13 protein-coding genes and 4 tRNA genes are annotated in these 17,001 nt (G+C 59.9%); 12 read left to right on the forward strand and 5 right to left on the reverse strand.

The genetic code is table 11. The annotated features are described in order from the left end of the window. Positions 1 to 63: 63 nt before the first annotated feature. Positions 64 to 3,534, reverse strand: coding sequence for a hybrid sensor histidine kinase/response regulator (locus AC07OG_RS19100; RefSeq protein WP_495067784.1), 3,471 nt, complete (start codon positions 3,532 to 3,534; stop codon positions 64 to 66). 297 nt (positions 3,535 to 3,831) lie between these two features. On the opposite strand from AC07OG_RS19100, the gene AC07OG_RS19105 reads away from it, so the two are divergent. Together AC07OG_RS19105 and AC07OG_RS19110 are read left to right on the forward strand one after the other, a co-directional pair. Further along, positions 3,832 to 4,983 carry a TDT family transporter gene (locus AC07OG_RS19105; RefSeq protein WP_495067785.1) on the forward strand — a complete coding sequence of 384 codons (1,152 nt, stop codon included), beginning with the start codon at positions 3,832 to 3,834 and terminating at the stop codon, positions 4,981 to 4,983. A gap of 83 nt (positions 4,984 to 5,066) precedes the next feature. Further along, positions 5,067 to 6,941, forward strand: coding sequence for an MFS transporter (locus AC07OG_RS19110; RefSeq protein WP_495067786.1), 1,875 nt, complete (start codon positions 5,067 to 5,069; stop codon positions 6,939 to 6,941). Between the two features lie 123 nt (positions 6,942 to 7,064). Here AC07OG_RS19110 and sugE read toward each other — a convergent pair whose 3' ends face one another. The 3 genes from sugE to rdgC form a co-directional block, all read right to left on the reverse strand. Then, on the reverse strand, positions 7,065 to 7,379 hold the full coding sequence (gene sugE / locus AC07OG_RS19115) for a quaternary ammonium compound efflux SMR transporter SugE (RefSeq protein ID WP_060541517.1): 315 nt from the start codon (positions 7,377 to 7,379) through the stop codon (positions 7,065 to 7,067). Between the two features lie 119 nt (positions 7,380 to 7,498). Then, positions 7,499 to 8,464, reverse strand: coding sequence for a bile acid:sodium symporter family protein (locus AC07OG_RS19120; RefSeq protein ID WP_060541518.1), 966 nt, complete (start codon positions 8,462 to 8,464; stop codon positions 7,499 to 7,501). A 146-nt stretch (positions 8,465 to 8,610) separates the two neighbouring features. Further along, positions 8,611 to 9,531 carry a recombination-associated protein RdgC gene (rdgC, locus tag AC07OG_RS19125; RefSeq protein WP_007969735.1) on the reverse strand — a complete coding sequence of 307 codons (921 nt, stop codon included), beginning with the start codon at positions 9,529 to 9,531 and terminating at the stop codon, positions 8,611 to 8,613. A 159-nt stretch (positions 9,532 to 9,690) separates the two neighbouring features. On the opposite strand from rdgC, the gene AC07OG_RS19130 reads away from it, so the two are divergent. The 9 genes from AC07OG_RS19130 to AC07OG_RS19170 all read left to right on the forward strand — a co-directional run bounded on the left by AC07OG_RS19130 (position 9,691) and on the right by AC07OG_RS19170 (position 13,290). Next, positions 9,691 to 9,766: transfer RNA gene (locus tag AC07OG_RS19130), tRNA-Val, on the forward strand. 19 nt (positions 9,767 to 9,785) lie between these two features. Continuing rightward, positions 9,786 to 9,862: transfer RNA gene (locus AC07OG_RS19135), tRNA-Asp, on the forward strand. Positions 9,863 to 10,060: 198 nt separating this feature from the next. Then, a tRNA-Val gene (locus AC07OG_RS19140) sits at positions 10,061 to 10,136 on the forward strand. A gap of 19 nt (positions 10,137 to 10,155) precedes the next feature. After that, positions 10,156 to 10,232: transfer RNA gene (locus tag AC07OG_RS19145), tRNA-Asp, on the forward strand. A 361-nt stretch (positions 10,233 to 10,593) separates the two neighbouring features. Then, complete coding sequence (gene bamJ, locus AC07OG_RS19150; RefSeq protein WP_060541519.1) at positions 10,594 to 11,310, forward strand: BamJ family beta-barrel-assembly machinery protein; 717 nt, start codon at positions 10,594 to 10,596, stop codon at positions 11,308 to 11,310. A gap of 294 nt (positions 11,311 to 11,604) precedes the next feature. Further along, entirely contained in the window at positions 11,605 to 12,060 is a 456-nt protein-coding gene (locus AC07OG_RS19155; protein ID WP_495067787.1) for a YkvA family protein, read from the forward strand. Between the two features lie 115 nt (positions 12,061 to 12,175). After that, complete coding sequence (locus AC07OG_RS19160) at positions 12,176 to 12,517, forward strand: helix-turn-helix domain-containing protein (RefSeq protein ID WP_495067788.1); 342 nt, start codon at positions 12,176 to 12,178, stop codon at positions 12,515 to 12,517. After that, entirely contained in the window at positions 12,514 to 12,885 is a 372-nt protein-coding gene (locus AC07OG_RS19165) for a hypothetical protein (RefSeq protein ID WP_003223109.1), read from the forward strand. Before AC07OG_RS19160 ends, AC07OG_RS19165 begins: the two co-directional genes overlap by 4 nt. After that, complete coding sequence (locus AC07OG_RS19170; RefSeq protein WP_218425125.1) at positions 12,886 to 13,290, forward strand: SEL1-like repeat protein; 405 nt, start codon at positions 12,886 to 12,888, stop codon at positions 13,288 to 13,290. A gap of 228 nt (positions 13,291 to 13,518) precedes the next feature. On the opposite strand, the gene AC07OG_RS19175 is transcribed toward AC07OG_RS19170, so the two are convergent. Beyond that, on the reverse strand, positions 13,519 to 15,600 hold the full coding sequence (locus tag AC07OG_RS19175) for a carboxy terminal-processing peptidase (protein ID WP_162237391.1): 2,082 nt from the start codon (positions 15,598 to 15,600) through the stop codon (positions 13,519 to 13,521). 138 nt (positions 15,601 to 15,738) lie between these two features. Here AC07OG_RS19175 and AC07OG_RS19180 point away from each other — a divergent pair, with 138 nt between their 5' ends. Next, entirely contained in the window at positions 15,739 to 16,701 is a 963-nt protein-coding gene (locus tag AC07OG_RS19180) for a zinc-binding dehydrogenase (RefSeq protein ID WP_495067789.1), read from the forward strand. The last annotated feature ends 300 nt before the right edge of the window (positions 16,702 to 17,001 follow it).

A 17,001-nucleotide genomic window follows, 5' to 3' on the forward strand; every position in this document is an offset into this window, starting at 1 on the left:
AAGAGATCGTTCGAACGCGTCGCGGTATTGATCGTTCCCACGCGTGGGAACGATCAGAAAACCCTACAACGGTAAATGCCGGCTAAGCAACGCCCGCAACGCCGCCGGCTTCACCGGTTTGGCCAGGTAATCGAGCCCCGCCGCATGGACCTGGGCGACGGTCTCGGGCCGGCCGTCGGCACTGATCACCACGCCGGGTACAGGCTCGCCCAAGCGGGTGCGCAGCCAGGCCATCAACTCGGTTCCGGTTTCACCATCGTCCAGGTGGTAGTCCACCAGCGCCAACTGCGGCCGTATCCCTTCGTCAAGCAGTGCGGCGCATTCCTCGCGGTTGCGCGCGGTCCAGACCTGGCAACCCCAGCGACTGAGCAGGCTGTTCATGCCGATGAGGATGCTGTCCTCATTGTCGATGCACAACACCTGCGCACCGTTGAGCAATTTACCGTTGAGTTCGACCACCTTGGCCGGCAGCGCTGCTTGCGTGCGCGCCAATGGCACGCTGACGCTGAACACGCTGCCGCGACCCGGCCAGGAACGCACACGCAAGGTATGGCCGAGCACGCGACAGAGCCCGTCGGCAATCGCCAGGCCCAGTCCAAGGCCTTTCTCGGCGCGGGTCTGGTGGCTGTCGAGGCGCTTGAACTCTTCAAAGATCACTTGCTGTTTATCTTCAGGAATACCCGGCCCACGGTCCCAGACCTCCAGGCACAACTCATCCTTGCGACGGCGAACACCCAGCAATACCGGACCCTTGGCATAACGGAAGGCATTGGTCAGGAAGTTCTGCAGCACACGACGCAGCAATTTGATGTCGCTGTCGATGCGCAATTGACTGCCACGTACACGGAACGTCAGCCCTTGCTGGCGGGCCAGCGCCTTGAACTCGGCACCGAGGGTGTCAAACAGCTCGTTCAGGACAAATGGCTGGCGGGCAGGGTTGATCTTGCCGTTTTCAAGGCGGGAAATATCCAGCAGGTCGCTGATCAGGTCCTCGGCCGAGCGCAATGAGCTGTCCAGGTGTTCGACCAGCTTCTGCGCGTCGGCGGACAGTCCGTCTTCCTGATGGCAGAGCGCTGCGGAGAACAGTCGTGCAGCATTGAGTGGTTGCATCAGGTCATGGCTCACGGCCGCCAGGAACCTGGTTTTCGACTGGTTGGCCGCTTCGGCGGTGCCTTTGGCTTCGGTCAAGGCAACGTTGAGTTGGGACAGCTCCTGGGTGCGCGCCGCGACCCGCTGCTCCAGCCCTTCGTTGGCTTCGGTCAGTGCCTGCGCGGCTTCGCGGAACGGAGTGATGTCGGTGAAACTCATGACAAAGCCGCCACCGGGCATGGGGTTGCCGATCAGTTCGATCACCCGACCGTTCGGAAACAGGCGCTCGGAAGTATGGGCACGGCCCTGGCGCATCCAGTGCAGCCGGCGGGCGACGTGCACTTCGGCTTCTCCGGGGCCGCACAGTCCGCGCTCGGCGTTGAAGCGAATGATATCGGCAATGGGCCGGCCGATACTGATCAAGCCGTCAGGATAGTTGAACAGTTCCAGGTAGCGCCGATTCCATGCCACCAGTTTGAGCGACTGGTCGACCACGCTGATGCCCTGGGTAATGTTCTCGATAGCCCCTTGTAGCAGGGCTCGGTTGAATTGCAGGACCTCCGAGGCTTCGTCGGCGATTCGCACGACGTCCTCCAGTTGCATCTCCCGACCCTCAATGGCAGCTTTTACCACCGCACGAGTCGACGATGCGCCGAGTACGCCCGCCAGCAAGCGCTCGGTGTGGGCGATCCATTCACCGTCGGCGTTCTGGTTCGGGTTGAAGCCTTTGCCCTGGCGGTAGGCGAAGCGGATAAAGCTCTGCCGGGCACGTTCTTCACCGACGAAGCGGGCCGCCAGTTGCAGCAGGTCTTCGATCTGTACCGCCAGCATCGAACGGGCTCTGGGACGGGCATTGATTTCCTGGCCGATGAAACGACCCGCCTGCCAGTGTTCCGATACCCGGGTGCGGGACAGCACCGAGACCCAGGCGAACAGCGTGAAGTTACCCGCCAGTGACAGCACCACACCTTGAGTCAATGGCGTGATCGGCAGGCCCAGCGGATTGCTGTGCAGCCAGGCCAATCCCGGAAAGCTGCTCAAGGGCAAGCCGAGGCTGTGGGCGGCAATCGGCAGGACCAGGGTGTAGAACCACAGGAAGGTGCCGGCGGCCAGGCCGGCAAACACGCCGCGGCGGTTGGCCTGCTTCCAGTACAGCGCGCCGAGCATGGCCGGTGCCAGCTGAGTCACGGCGGCAAAGGCAATCTGGCCGATGGTCGCCAGGCTCGCGGTCGATCCCAGAAGGCGATAGCTGACATAGGCCAGCAGCAGAATGACCACGATGCTCACCCGGCGCACCGACAGCATCCACTGGCGGAACACTTCGAACGGCCGCTCGGCATTGTTGCGGCGCAGCAGCCAGGGCAGGAGCATGTCGTTGGAGACCATGGTCGACAGCGCCACGCTGGCCACAATCACCATGCCGGTGGCCGCCGACGCGCCACCAATGAACGCCAGCAAGGCCAGCGCCGGATGCGCCTGGGCCAGCGGCAGGCTGATGACGAATGAGTCCGGCAGCACTGAGCTGGGCAGCAGCATCTGGCCGGCCAGCGCGATAGGCACGACAAACAGTGCCGCAAGAGCGAGGTAAGCCGGGAACACCCACTTGGCCAGGCGCAAATCCTGCGGGTCGATGTTCTCCACAACGGTGACGTGGAACTGCCGGGGCAGGCAAATGATCGCCATCATCGCCACGCCGGTCTGCACCACCATCGATGGCCAGTTGATGGTTTCTTTCCAGTATTGCTCAAGGCGTGGAGCGAGCATCGCCTGGTCGAACAGGTCGTCGAAACCGTCGTACAAGCCGTAGGTCACGAACGCCCCGACGGCGAGGAATGCGAACAGTTTGACCAGCGATTCAAAGGCGATCGCCAGCACCATGCCGCGGTGGTGCTCCGTAGCGTCGAGGTTGCGGGTACCGAAGACGATGGTAAACAGTGCGAGAACCAGCGACACGATCAGCGCGGTGTCCTGGGCCCGGGTGCCCATGGCATCGGCACCGGCGCCGATCAGCAGGTTCACGCCGAGGACGATGCCCTTGAGCTGCAGGGCAATATAGGGCAGCACGCCGACCAGGCAGATGAGCGCCACCACCACCGCCAATGACTGGGATTTGCCGTAGCGCGCAGCGATGAAGTCGGCGATGGAGGTGATGTTCTCCTGCTTGCTGATCATCACCATTTTTTGCAGCACCCACGGCGCGCCGAGCAACAGCAGGATCGGTCCGAGGTAGATCGGCAGGAATGACCAGAGCTGTTCGGCGGCCTGGCCCACGGCGCCAAAGAAGGTCCAGCTGGTGCAGTAGACGGCCAGCGACAGGCTGTACACCCACGCTCGCACTCGCGGCGGCAAAGGCGCGCTGCGACGGTCGCCGTAGAAGGCGATGGCGAACATGATGGCCATATAGGCCAGGGCGACGGCGGCGATCAGCCCGGTGGACAGCGACATGGAAACTCCCGACGAAAGACATCCGGGCCTCCCGCCCGGACAGACAGTCTCGCACGACCGCCTGCGTTAGTCAGTGTCGACCAAGGTCGTGGCGTGGCGGGGTGTCGCAGGGAATGTTTGTGGTGACGCTCAGGTGTTTTCACTGGCCTGTCGCGAGCCATTCTGCACCGCCAATGGAAATGCGGATCTGAACTCTTATCTGTGAAATAGATAAGTTATAGAGATATTACCCGTTATATAGATATTCGATGCGGATCTAAGATGGATTCCTACCTCACCTGAGGACAGGAGTTCTTCATGACATGCGCCAATAGCGTCAAGCCCGGAATCAAACCTTTCACTCATTTGCAGCACCCGCGGGAAGTGATCCGTCAGTTCACACCCAACTGGTTCGCCGCCACCATGGGCACCGGCGTGCTGGCGTTGGCGCTTGCGCAGTTACCTGGCGGCGTGCCGGGCGTGCGTGCCATTGCCGAAGCCCTTTGGCTTTTCAATATCGTGCTGTTCCTGGTGTTCACCGCGGTGTACGCGGCCCGTTGGGTCATGTTTTTCGACGAGGCGCGGCGGATATTCGGCCATTCCACGGTTTCGATGTTTTTCGGCACCATTCCCATGGGACTGGCGACCATCATCAACGGTTTCCTGGTGTTCGGCCTGCCGCGCTGGGGGGAAGGGGTGATTCAGCTTGCCGAGGTGCTGTGGTGGCTGGACGTCGCCATGTCGCTGGCTTGCGGGGTGCTGATTCCCTACATGATGTTCACCCGTCAGGAGCACAGCATCGATCAGATGACGGCCGTCTGGTTGTTGCCGGTGGTGGCGGCGGAAGTCGCGGCCGCCAGCGGTGGTCTGCTGGCGCCGCACCTGGCCGATGCCCACTCGCAGTTGGTCATGCTGGTGACCAGTTATGTGCTCTGGGCGTTTTCCTTGCCGGTGGCATTCAGCATTCTGACAATTTTGTTGTTGCGCATGGCGCTGCATAAGCTGCCCCACGAAAACATGGCCGCTTCGAGTTGGCTGGCGCTTGGTCCCATCGGCACCGGTGCATTGGGCATGCTGGTGCTGGGTGGCGATGCACCCTTGATTTTTACTGCCAACGGTTTGCCGGGTATCGGTGAAACGGCCGCGGGGCTGGGGCTGGTGGCCGGAATCACGCTATGGGGCTTCGGTTTGTGGTGGATGCTGATGGCGGTGCTGATCACCGTGCGTTACCTGCGTGAAGGCATTCCCTTCAATCTCGGCTGGTGGGGTTTCACCTTTCCCTTGGGCGTTTATTCTCTGGCGACGCTGAAGCTGGCCACCACCTTGAGTCTGACGTTCTTCAGTGTGTTCGGCTGTGTATTGGTGGCGTTGCTGGCGGTGATGTGGATGATCGTCGGCAAACGTACGGTGCTGGGAGCATGGCGCGGCGAGCTGTTTGTCTCGCCGTGCATTGCAGGATTGAAGAAATAACCTGCAAAGATTAGGTAATGTGTGGCCTGGATCGATATACGACACTCAAATAGCTGTATCCAGGCCACTCAGGGACACATGGAATGAGTCATCCGTCACAGTTCACTTTGCTTCGCACCCGGCGCTTTCTGCCGTTCTTCATTACCCAGTCGCTTGGGGCGTTCAACGATAACGTCTTCAAGCAGTCGTTGATCCTGGCCATTCTTTACAAGTTGGCCATCGAAGGCGACCGCTCGATCTGGGTCAATTTATGTGCGCTGTTATTCATCCTGCCATTTTTTCTGTTTTCGGCGTTGGCCGGGCAGTTCGGGGAAAAGTTCGCCAAGGACGCGCTGATTCGCCTGATCAAGCTCGGAGAAATCGCCATCATGGCGGTAGGTGCTGTGGGCTTCATGTTCGATCATCTGTCGCTGATGCTGGTGGCACTGTTCGCCATGGGTACCCACTCGGCGCTGTTCGGGCCGGTGAAGTATTCGATCCTGCCCCAGGCCCTGCACGAAGATGAGTTGGTGGGAGGCAACGGCCTGGTGGAAATGGGCACGTTCCTGGCGATTCTTGCCGGGACCATTGGCGCCGGGGTGATGATGTCGTCCGCGCAATACGCGCCCATTGTGTCCACCGCGATCATCGGCATTGCGGTGCTCGGTTACCTGGCCAGTCGCGGCATTCCCCGCGCGGCGGCAGCGACCCCGCAAATGCGCCTGAACTGGAATATTTTCAGCCAGTCCTGGGCCACCCTGAAACTGGGCTTGGGACAGACCCCTGCGGTGTCGCGCTCGATTGTCGGTAACTCGTGGTTCTGGTTCGTCGGGGCGATTTACCTGACGCAGATCCCGGCGTATGCCAAGGAGTGGATGCACGGTGACGAAACCGTGGTGACGCTGATCCTGACAGTGTTCTCGGTTGGCATCGCGTTGGGCTCGTTGCTTTGCGAAAAACTCTCCGGGCGCAAAGTCGAAATCGGCCTGGTGCCATTCGGCTCGTTCGGCCTGACCGTCTTCGGCCTGTTGCTGTGGTGGCATTCAGGGGGAATTGCGGACAGTGCCCAGGGACATGGCTGGATTGAAATCCTCGGTTTTGGCCATGCCTGGCTGGTGCTGTTCGATATCCTCGGCCTGGGGATCTTCGGTGGCTTCTACATTGTGCCGCTGTATGCGCTGATCCAGTCACGCACCGCCGAGCACGAGCGGGCCCGGGTGATTGCCGCCAACAACATTCTCAATGCGTTGTTCATGGTGGTCTCGGCGATTGTCTCGATCATCCTGCTGAGCGTGGCCAAGCTGTCGATCCCGCAGCTGTTCCTGGCGGTGTCGCTGCTGAACATCGGCGTCAACGCCTACATCTTCAAGATCGTCCCCGAGTTCACCATGCGTTTCCTGATCTGGCTGCTCAGCCATTCCATGTACCGCGTAGAACACCGCAATCTCGACCAGATCCCCGATGAAGGCGCGGCGTTGCTGGTGTGCAATCACGTGTCGTTCGTCGATGCGTTGCTGATTGGCGGCGCGGTGCGTCGGCCGATTCGCTTTGTGATGTATTACAAGATCTACAACCTGCCAGTGCTGAACTTCATCTTCCGTACGGCGGGGACGATTCCCATCGCGGGGCGTCAGGAGGATATACAGATCTACGAAAGGGCCTTCACCCGCATCGCGCAGTATCTGAAGGACGGCGAGCTGGTGTGTATCTTTCCCGAGGGCAAGCTGACTACCAATGGCGAGATCAATGAGTTCAAGGGCGGGCTGACGCGCATTCTCGAAGAGACACCGGTGCCGGTAATTCCCCTGGCGTTGCAGGGATTGTGGGGGAGCTTCTTCAGCCGTGATCCGGGCAAAGGGTTGTTTCGCCGGTTATGGTCACGGGTGACGTTGGTGGCGGGGTCGGCGGTGGCGGTTGAGGTGGCGGAGCCTGCCAGATTGCAGGCGTTGGTGGGGGAGTTGCGGGGCGCTGCCAGATAGCGGGTGGCTGTGCTGGCCCCATCGCTGGCAGGCCAGCTCCCACAGCGATCTTGGGTGTTCACAAAATTTGTGCAACAACAAAGGCCCTGTGAGAGCGGGTTTGCCCGCGAAGGGGCCAGTGGCCTAGGCGCTGACCTTGAGCCCAACCAACCCGATAATGATCAACGCCACACTGGCCAACCGCACCAGCGCCATCGACTCACCAAACAGAATGATCCCGGCAATCACCGTACCCACGGCACCCACCCCGGTCCAGATCGCATAGGCAGTACCCAGCGGCAGTTCCTTCATGGCCAGGCCCAGCAGGCCAAGGCTGATAGCCATGGCCGCAACGGTCAATGCAGTGGGAAGAGGGCGGCTGAAGCCGTCGGTGTACTTCAGGCCAACGGCCCAGCCGACTTCAAACAGACCGGCGAAAAACAGAATGATCCAGGACATGAAAGACCTCATCGCTTGACGGGGTCGTCCCCAGATTAATGACTCAATCGAGCCGCGGGGTCGTCCCCGCGTTTGCGCAATATAGTGCCCAGCATTAATCCGGGGATCAAGTTTCCGGCTCAGTCGGTGGCCTGGCGGGCAGCCGTTTCCCGATCCTGTTTCTCACTCATGCGGCGGAACCAGGTCGAGAGCAGCGCTCCCGAAATGTTATGCCAGACGCTGAACAGCGCGCTCGGTACCGCCGCCAACGGCGAGAAGTGCGCACTGGCCAGGGCTGCGCCCAGACCGGAATTCTGCATGCCCACTTCCAGCGCCAGGGATTTGCGTTGCGCCAGTGGCAATTTGAACAGGCGCCCGGTGAAGTAACCCAGCAGAAAGCCAAAGCTGTTGTGCAGCATGACCACAGCCATGATCAGCAAGCCGGACTCGGCTATCTTCGCCTGGCTGGCGGCGACTACGGCAGCGACGATAATCACGATGCTGACCACCGACACCAGCGGCAATACATCCACCGCATGGCGAACCTTGTCGCCAAGCAAGCGTTGCGCCACGACGCCGAGGACGATCGGCAGCAGCACGACTTGCAGGATCGACCAGAACAGCTCCATGAACGATACCGGCAACCATGCCGAGGCCAACAGCCAGATCAGTGCCGGAGTCAGCAGCGGAGCGAGGAGGGTGGTGACGGCGGCGATGGCCACCGACAACGCCAGGTCGCCGCGTGCCAGCCAGGTCATGACATTCGATGAAGTGCCGCTTGGGCAGCAGCCGACCAGAATCACGCCCACGGCAATCTCCGGCGGCAAATGGAACGCCTGGCAAAGCAGCCACGCCACGCCGGGCATGATCACGAAGTGCGCGACCACACCCAGGGCCACACGCCACGGATGGCGGGCGACCTCGGCGAAGTCTTCGAGTTTGAGCGTCAGGCCCATGCCGAACATCACCAATCCCAGCAGCGGCACGATGGCGCCTTTGAGGCCGATGAACCACGTTGGTTGCAGGAACGCCACGACCGCGAAAATCAGTACCCAGTAAGCGAAGGTGTTGCCGACAAAACGACTCAATGCAGCCAGTGCGCGCATGGCCTGATCCTTATTATTAAGTAACATCACAAAGCATCGTGGGAGCGGGCTTGCTCGCGAAAGTGGTCTATCAGTCAGTGCGTATGTTGACTGACACTCCGCTTTCGCGAGCAAGCCCGCTCCCACAGTTTGATCATCACAAGACTTTAAATGCCCTGAGGTGTCTCTTCGCCGCCCAACGCTTCAACCAGCGCCGGCAGGAAATCGCCAAAGGTCAGCATCATCAGGGTGAAGCTGGCATCGAGCTGGCCCAGGGCTTCGTCGCCGCCGTCCTGTTCCGCCTGATCCTGGAGCAAGTCTTCGAACTTCAGGCGCTTGACCACCATCTTGTCGTCGAGGACGAATGACAGTTTGTCCTGCCAGGCCAGGGACAGCTGGGTGACCACCTTGCCGGTGCTCAGGTGCAGCTGGATTTCTTCGCTGGTCAGGTCCTGGCGCTTGCAGCGCACGATGCCGCCGTCTTCGTGGGTATCGCGCAGTTCGCACTCGTCCAGCACAAAGAAATCGTCCGCGGCTTTCTGGGTGGTGACCCATTCGGTCATGGTGGCGGTCGGGGACATTTTCACGGTCAGCGGTCGTACCGGCAGGGTGCCGATCACTTCGCGCAGGGTAGAAAGCAGGTCTTCGGCACGTTTCGGGCTGGCCGAGTTGACCAGAATCAGGCCTTGCTTGGGAGCGATGGCGGCAAAGGTCGACGAGCGACGGATAAAGGCGCGGGGCAGGAAGGCCTGGATGATTTCATCCTTGATCTGGTCCCGTTCCTTCTTATAGACCTTGCGCATTTGCTCGGCCTCAATCTCTTCGACCTTTTCCTTGACCGCGTCGCGCACGACGCTGCCCGGCAGAATGCGTTCTTCTTTACGCGCGGACACCAGCAGGAAATCACCGCTGACGTGCACCAGTGGCGCATCTTCGCCTTTGCCGAATGGCGCGACGAAACCGTAGGTGGTCAACTCCTGGCTTGCACATGGACGCGCCAGTTTGGTGGCCAGTGCAGTTTCCAACGCCTCGGCATCAACAGGCAGATCTTGGGTCAGGCGATAGATAAGCAGGTTTTTGAACCACATGGGACAAGTCTCTCCTTTATACAAAGGGGGGCATTATTGTCCTCCGTGTGCCATAGGCCAACCTTTCTCTAAGCCTTTGGAAGGCCTCAGAAAATTATTTTAAAAAGTGCTTGCCAGAGGTGGGGTCGCTCCGTAGAATGCGCGCCACACCGAAGCGAAGGGTGATTAGCTCAGCTGGGAGAGCGTCTGCCTTACAAGCAGAATGTCGGCGGTTCGATCCCGTCATCACCCACCATTCGTTTTCAGTGTTACGCGCAGCGGTAGTTCAGTCGGTTAGAATACCGGCCTGTCACGCCGGGGGTCGCGGGTTCGAGTCCCGTCCGCTGCGCCATATTCGGTAACCTGGAACACTGAACGCCAGGTCACCACGGAAAAGCCCGCTTAGGCGGGTTTTTTTCTGCCTCAAGTTTGTACCTTGTTCCAGCGGGTTGTGTCGTTTCACCGGTTTTCAGATTTATTTGAAAAAAACTTCAAATAAATCAACACATTAAGAAAACTTGTGGCATAATGCGTCCCGTAACGAAGCGAAGGGTGATTAGCTCAGCTGGGAGAGCGTCTGCCTTACAAGCAGAATGTCGGCGGTTCGATCCCGTCATCACCCACCATTCGTTTCAAGCGTTTCGCGCAGCGGTAGTTCAGTCGGTTAGAATACCGGCCTGTCACGCCGGGGGTCGCGGGTTCGAGTCCCGTCCGCTGCGCCATATTCGGTAACCTGGAGCACTGAACGCCAGGTCACCAAGCAGAAAGCCCGCTTATGCGGGCTTTTTGCCGTCCGGGATTTGGCAAAGCCCGAATCCAGCGGACTTTCGGCCGGTATATTCTGCGTCATGTTGAGCGGCAAAGTGCGGCAATTGGCTATTACCCCATTTGTTTTGTGCGCCGAAATTTGCTTGTGTCGGAGCAAGATGAAGGAAGCTTCATCCCCGCGAACCTGAAATGCGTTTAAACACCTGAACTTATCGGAAATTTCCTGCTCTCATGCCGGTAGCCATTGGTCGTGGCGGCCTGATAAGCTCGCGGCTTTACTCGATTGCCCTTTAGGCGCATGAACAAGGAAATAGCATGAAACAGCATCGGTTGGCGGCGGCGGTAGCCCTGGTTAGCCTGGTACTCGCGGGTTGTGACTCGCAGACCAGTGTAGAGCTGAAAACTCCGGCGCAAAAAGCTTCCTACGGAATCGGCCTGAACATGGGCAAGAGCCTGGCTCAGGAAGGGATGGATGACCTGGATTCCAAAGCTGTAGCCCAGGGCATCGAAGATGCCGTCGGCAAGAAAGAACAGAAGCTCAAAGACGAAGAGTTGGTTGAAGCGTTCGCCGCACTGCAAAAGCGCGCCGAAGAGCGCATGGCCAAGATGAGCGAAGAGTCGGCCGCTGCTGGCAAGAAGTTCCTCGAGGAAAACGCCAAGAAAGCCGGTGTGACCACTACCGCTTCGGGCCTGCAGTATGAAGTCGTGACAAAAGCCGACGGCGTTCAGCCTAAGCCTACCGACGTAGTGACTGTTCACTACACCGGCAAGCTGACCAATGGCACCGTATTCGACAGTTCCGTCGAGCGCGGCAGCCCGATCGATCTGCCGGTCAGCGGTGTGATCCCGGGTTGGGTCGAAGGCCTGCAACTGATGCACGTTGGCGAGAAGTACAAGCTGTACATCCCTGCTGAGCTGGCTTACGGCGCGCAAAGCCCGAGCCCGGCGATTCCGGCCAACTCGGTGCTGGTATTCGACCTGGAACTGCTGGCGATCAAGGATCCGGCAAAAGAAGACGCCGCTGCCAAGTAATCAGCGTCCGCTTCAACGACAACGCCTCGCTCAAGCGGGGCGTTGTTGCATCTGGCCCGCGGTAACGGTAAACAAAGCGAACAGATGCTGCTGACTGGAGTCATACCCACTATGGATAGCTGCACTAGCCATCTGGGCCCGCCAAGTCAATGAAATTATGGGGTTTTTTTCGATGGGCAAAAAACGCCCGATCTGAGTCGAGCCCTTGTAGGACGTGGCTTTCAGCGGTGAAAACCAGCTCTGTTCACAAGGTTATCCACAATTTGTGTGGATAACCTTTCAACGGGAGGAATGATGAAAGCACCCTGGAGTTTCGCTCGTTTTCTGCCATTGGCTGGCCGCCTTCTCGCACGCGGGCGCTTGCCCACCCTGTTGTTCGCAGTCGCCAGCAAAGGTGCGAGCCAGGGCAATCGCCTGGGTAAGCTCAAGGATGACTTGCGCCTGTTTCAGGCGCTCTGCCTGGCCTGGTGGCGCGGTGAGTATCGAGCTATCAGCCCCAAGGCGCTGGTCTCGATCGTTGCAGGCCTGATGTACTTCCTCAGTCCGGTGGATGCGATCCCGGACTTCATACCAGGCTTGGGCATGCTCGATGACATTGCAGTGCTGGCCTGGCTGATGAAGGTTTTCGACGACGAACTGGCCGCCTTCCGGGCGTGGCGCAATCGGCAAGTACCGGAGAAGCTTGCGGTAGTCGAGCGCCTGCCGAAAAATCCAAAGCAATTGCACCTTGAAGGCCGGAAAAAAAACTGAGCTGATAGCCTGTTGTTCACAGATTGATACACCCCCGCGACCTTGGCCGCTGTTAGGATTACACTTCTAAGGAAAAGTGCCGACTCGCTAAGTGTTGTTGTCCTACGGGGTAGTCATGGATATTCAGATAATTACACGCGAAGGCGAGCCCGAATATGCGGTTGTGCCATGGGCTCAGTATCAGGCTTTGCTGAACGCAGCGGGGATCAAGGAGCAGCCGCCAAAAGAAGCGGCAAAGGTTCAAACCCAGGCATCCGACCAGGATCTTCCAGGTCTGGATCAACTGCGCAGTTTGCGTGAAGGGAAGGGCATCGCCATTGAGGCGCTGGCCCGCACGGTAGGCATCAGCCCGTCTTACCTGGCCATGATCGAAAGCGGTGAACGCCTGCCCGACGCCGCCATTCGCCGCAGCCTGGCCTGGGAATTGACGGTGCCGGGGTGGAGGGAGCAATCGTGAGCGTACGCATCAGTCGTCAACACTGGGACGGATTGTTGGGCGAGCTGGATCAGGCCCGCCGCCAGCGCCATCTTCTGACTTATCGGGCATTGCTTGAGCGTTTGCAGCTGCCGACACCGGCCATGCAAACCCTCACCGCCGCCCTGGAGCATCTGGCTGCGCTGGACGCCAAGGCCGAACAACCATTACGCAGCTCGCTGGTGATAAGCCAGGGCGCCAGCCGCCTGCCACGCACCGGTTTCTTTGAATGTGTCGAGCGCCTCGGGCGTTTTTCCGGGCCGTCGGACGGTGTCGCCGCGGCCTCCTGGCACGCCTCGGAGGTGGTGCGGGTGTTTGAATACGAATACCCGGAATCGGCAGAGGCCTGAGTGTTTCTTCAACTCAAGGCTCGAGCCGGCTACTGGCTCGCGCGCAGGCTGTTCCACTGGTCGTGGTTTGTCCGCCAGCCACGGGGGTGGCGCTGGCTGGAAGGCCAGTTCGCCCGCATGGCTAACCTGGGCAATGTCGGTGCCCAGAGCTTCTATGGGCACATCCTGGCCTTTCGCGGCGTCGGCCTGGGGGCTCGTGAAGAAGGTGTGCGTTTGTTGCGCCTGGCCGCGCTGGCGGGCGATGGCAAGGCTGCGTATCAGGTGGGCGTGATCAGTCTGGCGGGGACGGCAAGCAAGGAGCCGGATCCGGTTGAAGCGGCGCGGTACTGGGAGATTGCTGCCCGGGCCGGGCATCCGCTGGCTCCGCTCAAATTGAAACAACTGGCCGCTCGCGACCCTCTGTAGGAGCGCGCCTGCTCGCGATGGTCGTCGACGATAACGCGTGTTTACTGGCTACACGTGGCGCCCTTGGGTCCATCGCGAGCATGCTCGCTCCTACAGGTATTGCGCAATTGCTTGGAGAAGCCAAAAAAAAGACCGGGAGCGCTCTTGGTTGAAGAGGTGCTCCCAGTCTAACGACAGAACCATCACTGTTTGCTGACGCTCTGCGAAGCGTCAGCCTTAAGTTGTACCTTAGTGCTTGGCCACCGCCGTGTTGAGTTTGAGGTAGTCCAGCAGAATCCGCCCGGTCTCGCTCAGGTAGGCATCATCCTCCGGCTTGGTTTTGTCCGGCTCGGCCGCGATGGCGTCTTCGTCTTCTTTCTTCAGCTCTTTGAGCGGTTCTTCGCCCTTGGCCTTGCGACGGATATTCTCCATGGCAAGCTGCTTGGCTTCGATGTCGGTGTGTTGCGCACGACGCTCGACTTCATTGAGGCTGACGGTTTTTTCGTTCATCAGCTTCTGCGCCAGGGCCAGCTTGTCGCGGATGAACACGAACTCGGCATCCGTGGCCGTACGCACGTCATGCTCGGACTTGAGCTGGGCGAGGAACGGTTTGAACGGATCGACCGCAGGCTTGATGGCTGCGCGGATGGTGTCCCACGGCATGGCTTCCGGCAGGGCACTTTCGCCGATTTCCTTGGTGTCGATAATCGACGGGTAATCGATGTCCGGCAACACGCCCTGATGCTGGGTGCTCTGGCCGGAAACCCGGTAGAACTTGGCCAGGGTCAGTTTCAGTTCGCCATGGTTGAGCGGCTGAATGGTCTGCACGGTGCCTTTGCCGAAGGTCTGGCCGCCGATGATCAATGCGCGGTGGTAGTCCTGCATGGCGCCGGCAAAAATCTCCGAAGCCGAGGCGGACAGGCGGTTGACCAGCAACGCCATCGGGCCCTTGTAGAACGCGCCCGGGTTTTCATCTTCCAGCACATCGACCCGGCCATCGGCGTTACGCACAAGCACGGTCGGACCTTTGTCGATGAACAGGCTGGTCAGTTCGGTAGCCTCCTGCAAGGAGCCGCCACCGTTGTTGCGCAGGTCGATGACCACGCCGTCGACCTTGTCTTTCTGCAACTCGGTCAGCAGTTTCTTGACGTCGCGAGTGGTGCTCTTGTAATCCGGATCGCCGGCACGGAAGGCCTTGAAGTCCAGATAGAACGCCGGGATCTCGATCACACCGAGCTTGTAGTCCTTGCCGTCCTGTTTCAGGTTCAGCACCGACTTCTTCACGGCCTGGTCTTCGAGCTTCACCGCTTCGCGCGTGATCGGTACGATCTTGCTGGTCTGGTCGTTAGGCGCATTGCTCGCCGGAATCACTTCCAGGCGCACCACCGTGCCTTTCGGACCACGGATCAGCTTGACCACTTCGTCCAGGCGCCAGCCCACCACGTCGACCATCTCTTTGTTGCCTTGGGCAACGCCGATGATCTTGTCGGCCGGAGCGACCTGCTTGGTCTTGTCCGCCGGGCCTGCCGGCACCAGGCGCACGACTTTCACCTGGTCGTTATCGCTCTGCAACACGGCGCCGATGCCCTCCAGGGACAGGCTCATGTTGATGTCGAAGTTCTCCGCGTTATCCGGCGACAGATAGTTGGTGTGCGGGTCGTAGGACATGGCGAAGGTGTTGATGTACGCCTGGAAGATGTCTTCGGCACGGGTCTGGTCCAGGCGCGCCAACTGGTTCTTGTAGCGCTTGGTCAGGGTTTCCTGGATCTGCTTGGAATCCTTGCCGGCAATTTTCTGGCGCAGCACTTCATCCTTGACGCGCTTGCGCCACAGGTCGTCGAGTTCTGCAGTGGATTTGAGCCAAGGGGCGTCCTTGCGATCGATCAGCAAGGTTTCCTTGGCGGAGAAGTCGATCTTGTCGACACCCTTGTTCAGCTCGGCAAGGGCAAAGTCCAGGCGCGCCTTGACGCGGTCCAGGTAGCGCTTGTAGATGGTGAACCCGGCGTTGAGGTCGCCGCTTTTGAGGAAGTCGTCGAACTGGGTCTTCCACTTGTCGAATTCGGCGATGTCGCTGGCCATGAAGTAGCTGCGCGACGGATCCAGCAGCTTGAGGTAGCTGTCGTAGATGATCACTGAGCGCGCATCGTCGAGCGGCGGCTTGCTGTAGTGGTGGCGTTTGAGCAACTCCACGACGTTCAGACTGGCGATCACTTCGTCACGATCAGGTTGAAGCTTGTCCCAGCTATTGGCTGCGAATGTATTGCTCGACATCGGCAGCAGGCCGATACCGATGAATAAGGCGAGGGCGGTGCTGGGGAACAGATGCTTCATGCTGATTCGACGCGGGGACAATTGATAACGCATATTAGGCCGTCTTTGAAGTCGCCGGTACCACGAGGGCCGGTCGCATAATGCAAAAAGCCCGGCGCTACAGCTTCGGGCTCAGTCCAGACTCACTATGGAGGCACTGTGAAAGCATTGCAAGGCGTTGACGGTCAAGTGGCGTGGGTAGATGAGCCGAGTCCTACATGCGATGTAGGGCAAGTTCGTATTCGAGTGGCGGCATCGGGCCTCAATCGCGCCGATTTGCTGCAGAAAGCTGGCCTTTACCCACCCCCGCCCGGCGTTAGCCAGGTGCTCGGTCTAGAGTGCTCAGGGGTGATCAGCGAAGTCGGGGCGGGCTCGTCCTGGCAAGTGGGCGACAGGGTTTGCGCCTTGCTGGCCGGGGGCGGGATGGCCCAGGAGGTGGTCGTCGACGGGCGGCACGTGCTGCTGGTTCCCGACGGGATGTCGCTTGTGGAAGCAGCTGCATTGCCGGAAGTGTACGCAACCGTCTGGCTGAATTTGTTTCAACTGGCTGCGCTCAAGCCGGGTGAGAAAGTTCTGCTGCACGCCGGTGCAAGTGGAATCGGTTCAGCCGCCATTCAGCTGTGCAAGGCATTTGGCAATCCGTGCTGGGTCAGTGTGGGTTCCGCCGAGCGTCTGGCCTATTGCGAGGCACTGGGGGCCCAGGGTGGCGTGGTGCGCAATGGCGACCTGGACAGCCTGAGCGACTTGGGGCCGTTCGACGTGATTCTCGACCCGGTGGGCGGCAATTACGCGCAACTGAACCTCAAGCTGCTGGCCCAGGATGGTCGCTGGGTGCTGATCGGCCTGATGGGCGGCCGCGAGGCTAAACTGGACTTGGCCCAGGTGCTGGCCAAGCGTGTGCAGTTGCTGGGTTCGACCCTGCGCAGTCGCGACGATCAGTTCAAGGCCGATTTGTTCAGTGAGCTTGGCCAGCACGTCTGGCCATTATTCGCCGAAGGACGGTTGCGCCCGCAACTGGCCAGAACTTTCGCGATCAAGGATGCCGAGGCAGCGTTTGCCGAGCTGGCCAGCAATACCGTGGCGGGGAAGGTGGTACTGGTGATTGATGAAAGCCTGAGCTGAAAACCCGGGGTCTGTGGGTGCGAGCTCTGTGGTGAGGTGGCTGCTGCAAGGGGGGCTGGAGTGAGGGGGGCTGGAGCGAGGGGGCTTGGAGCGAGGGGGCTTGCCTGTGGCGAGGGGGCTTGCCCCCGTTGGAGCGCGAAGCGCTCCCCGGCATTCTTTCAGAAAAACCGCATAAGCAGGTTTTGCGACTGCTTCGCAGCCGAACGGGGGCAAGCCCCCTCGCCACAGGAAGCCCTTTAACCACAGGAAGCCCCTAATCACAGGAAGCCCTTTAACCACAGAAAGCCCCTAATCACAGGA

The sequence above is a fragment of the Pseudomonas sp. GW821-FHT09H03 genome, assembly GCF_059415945.1.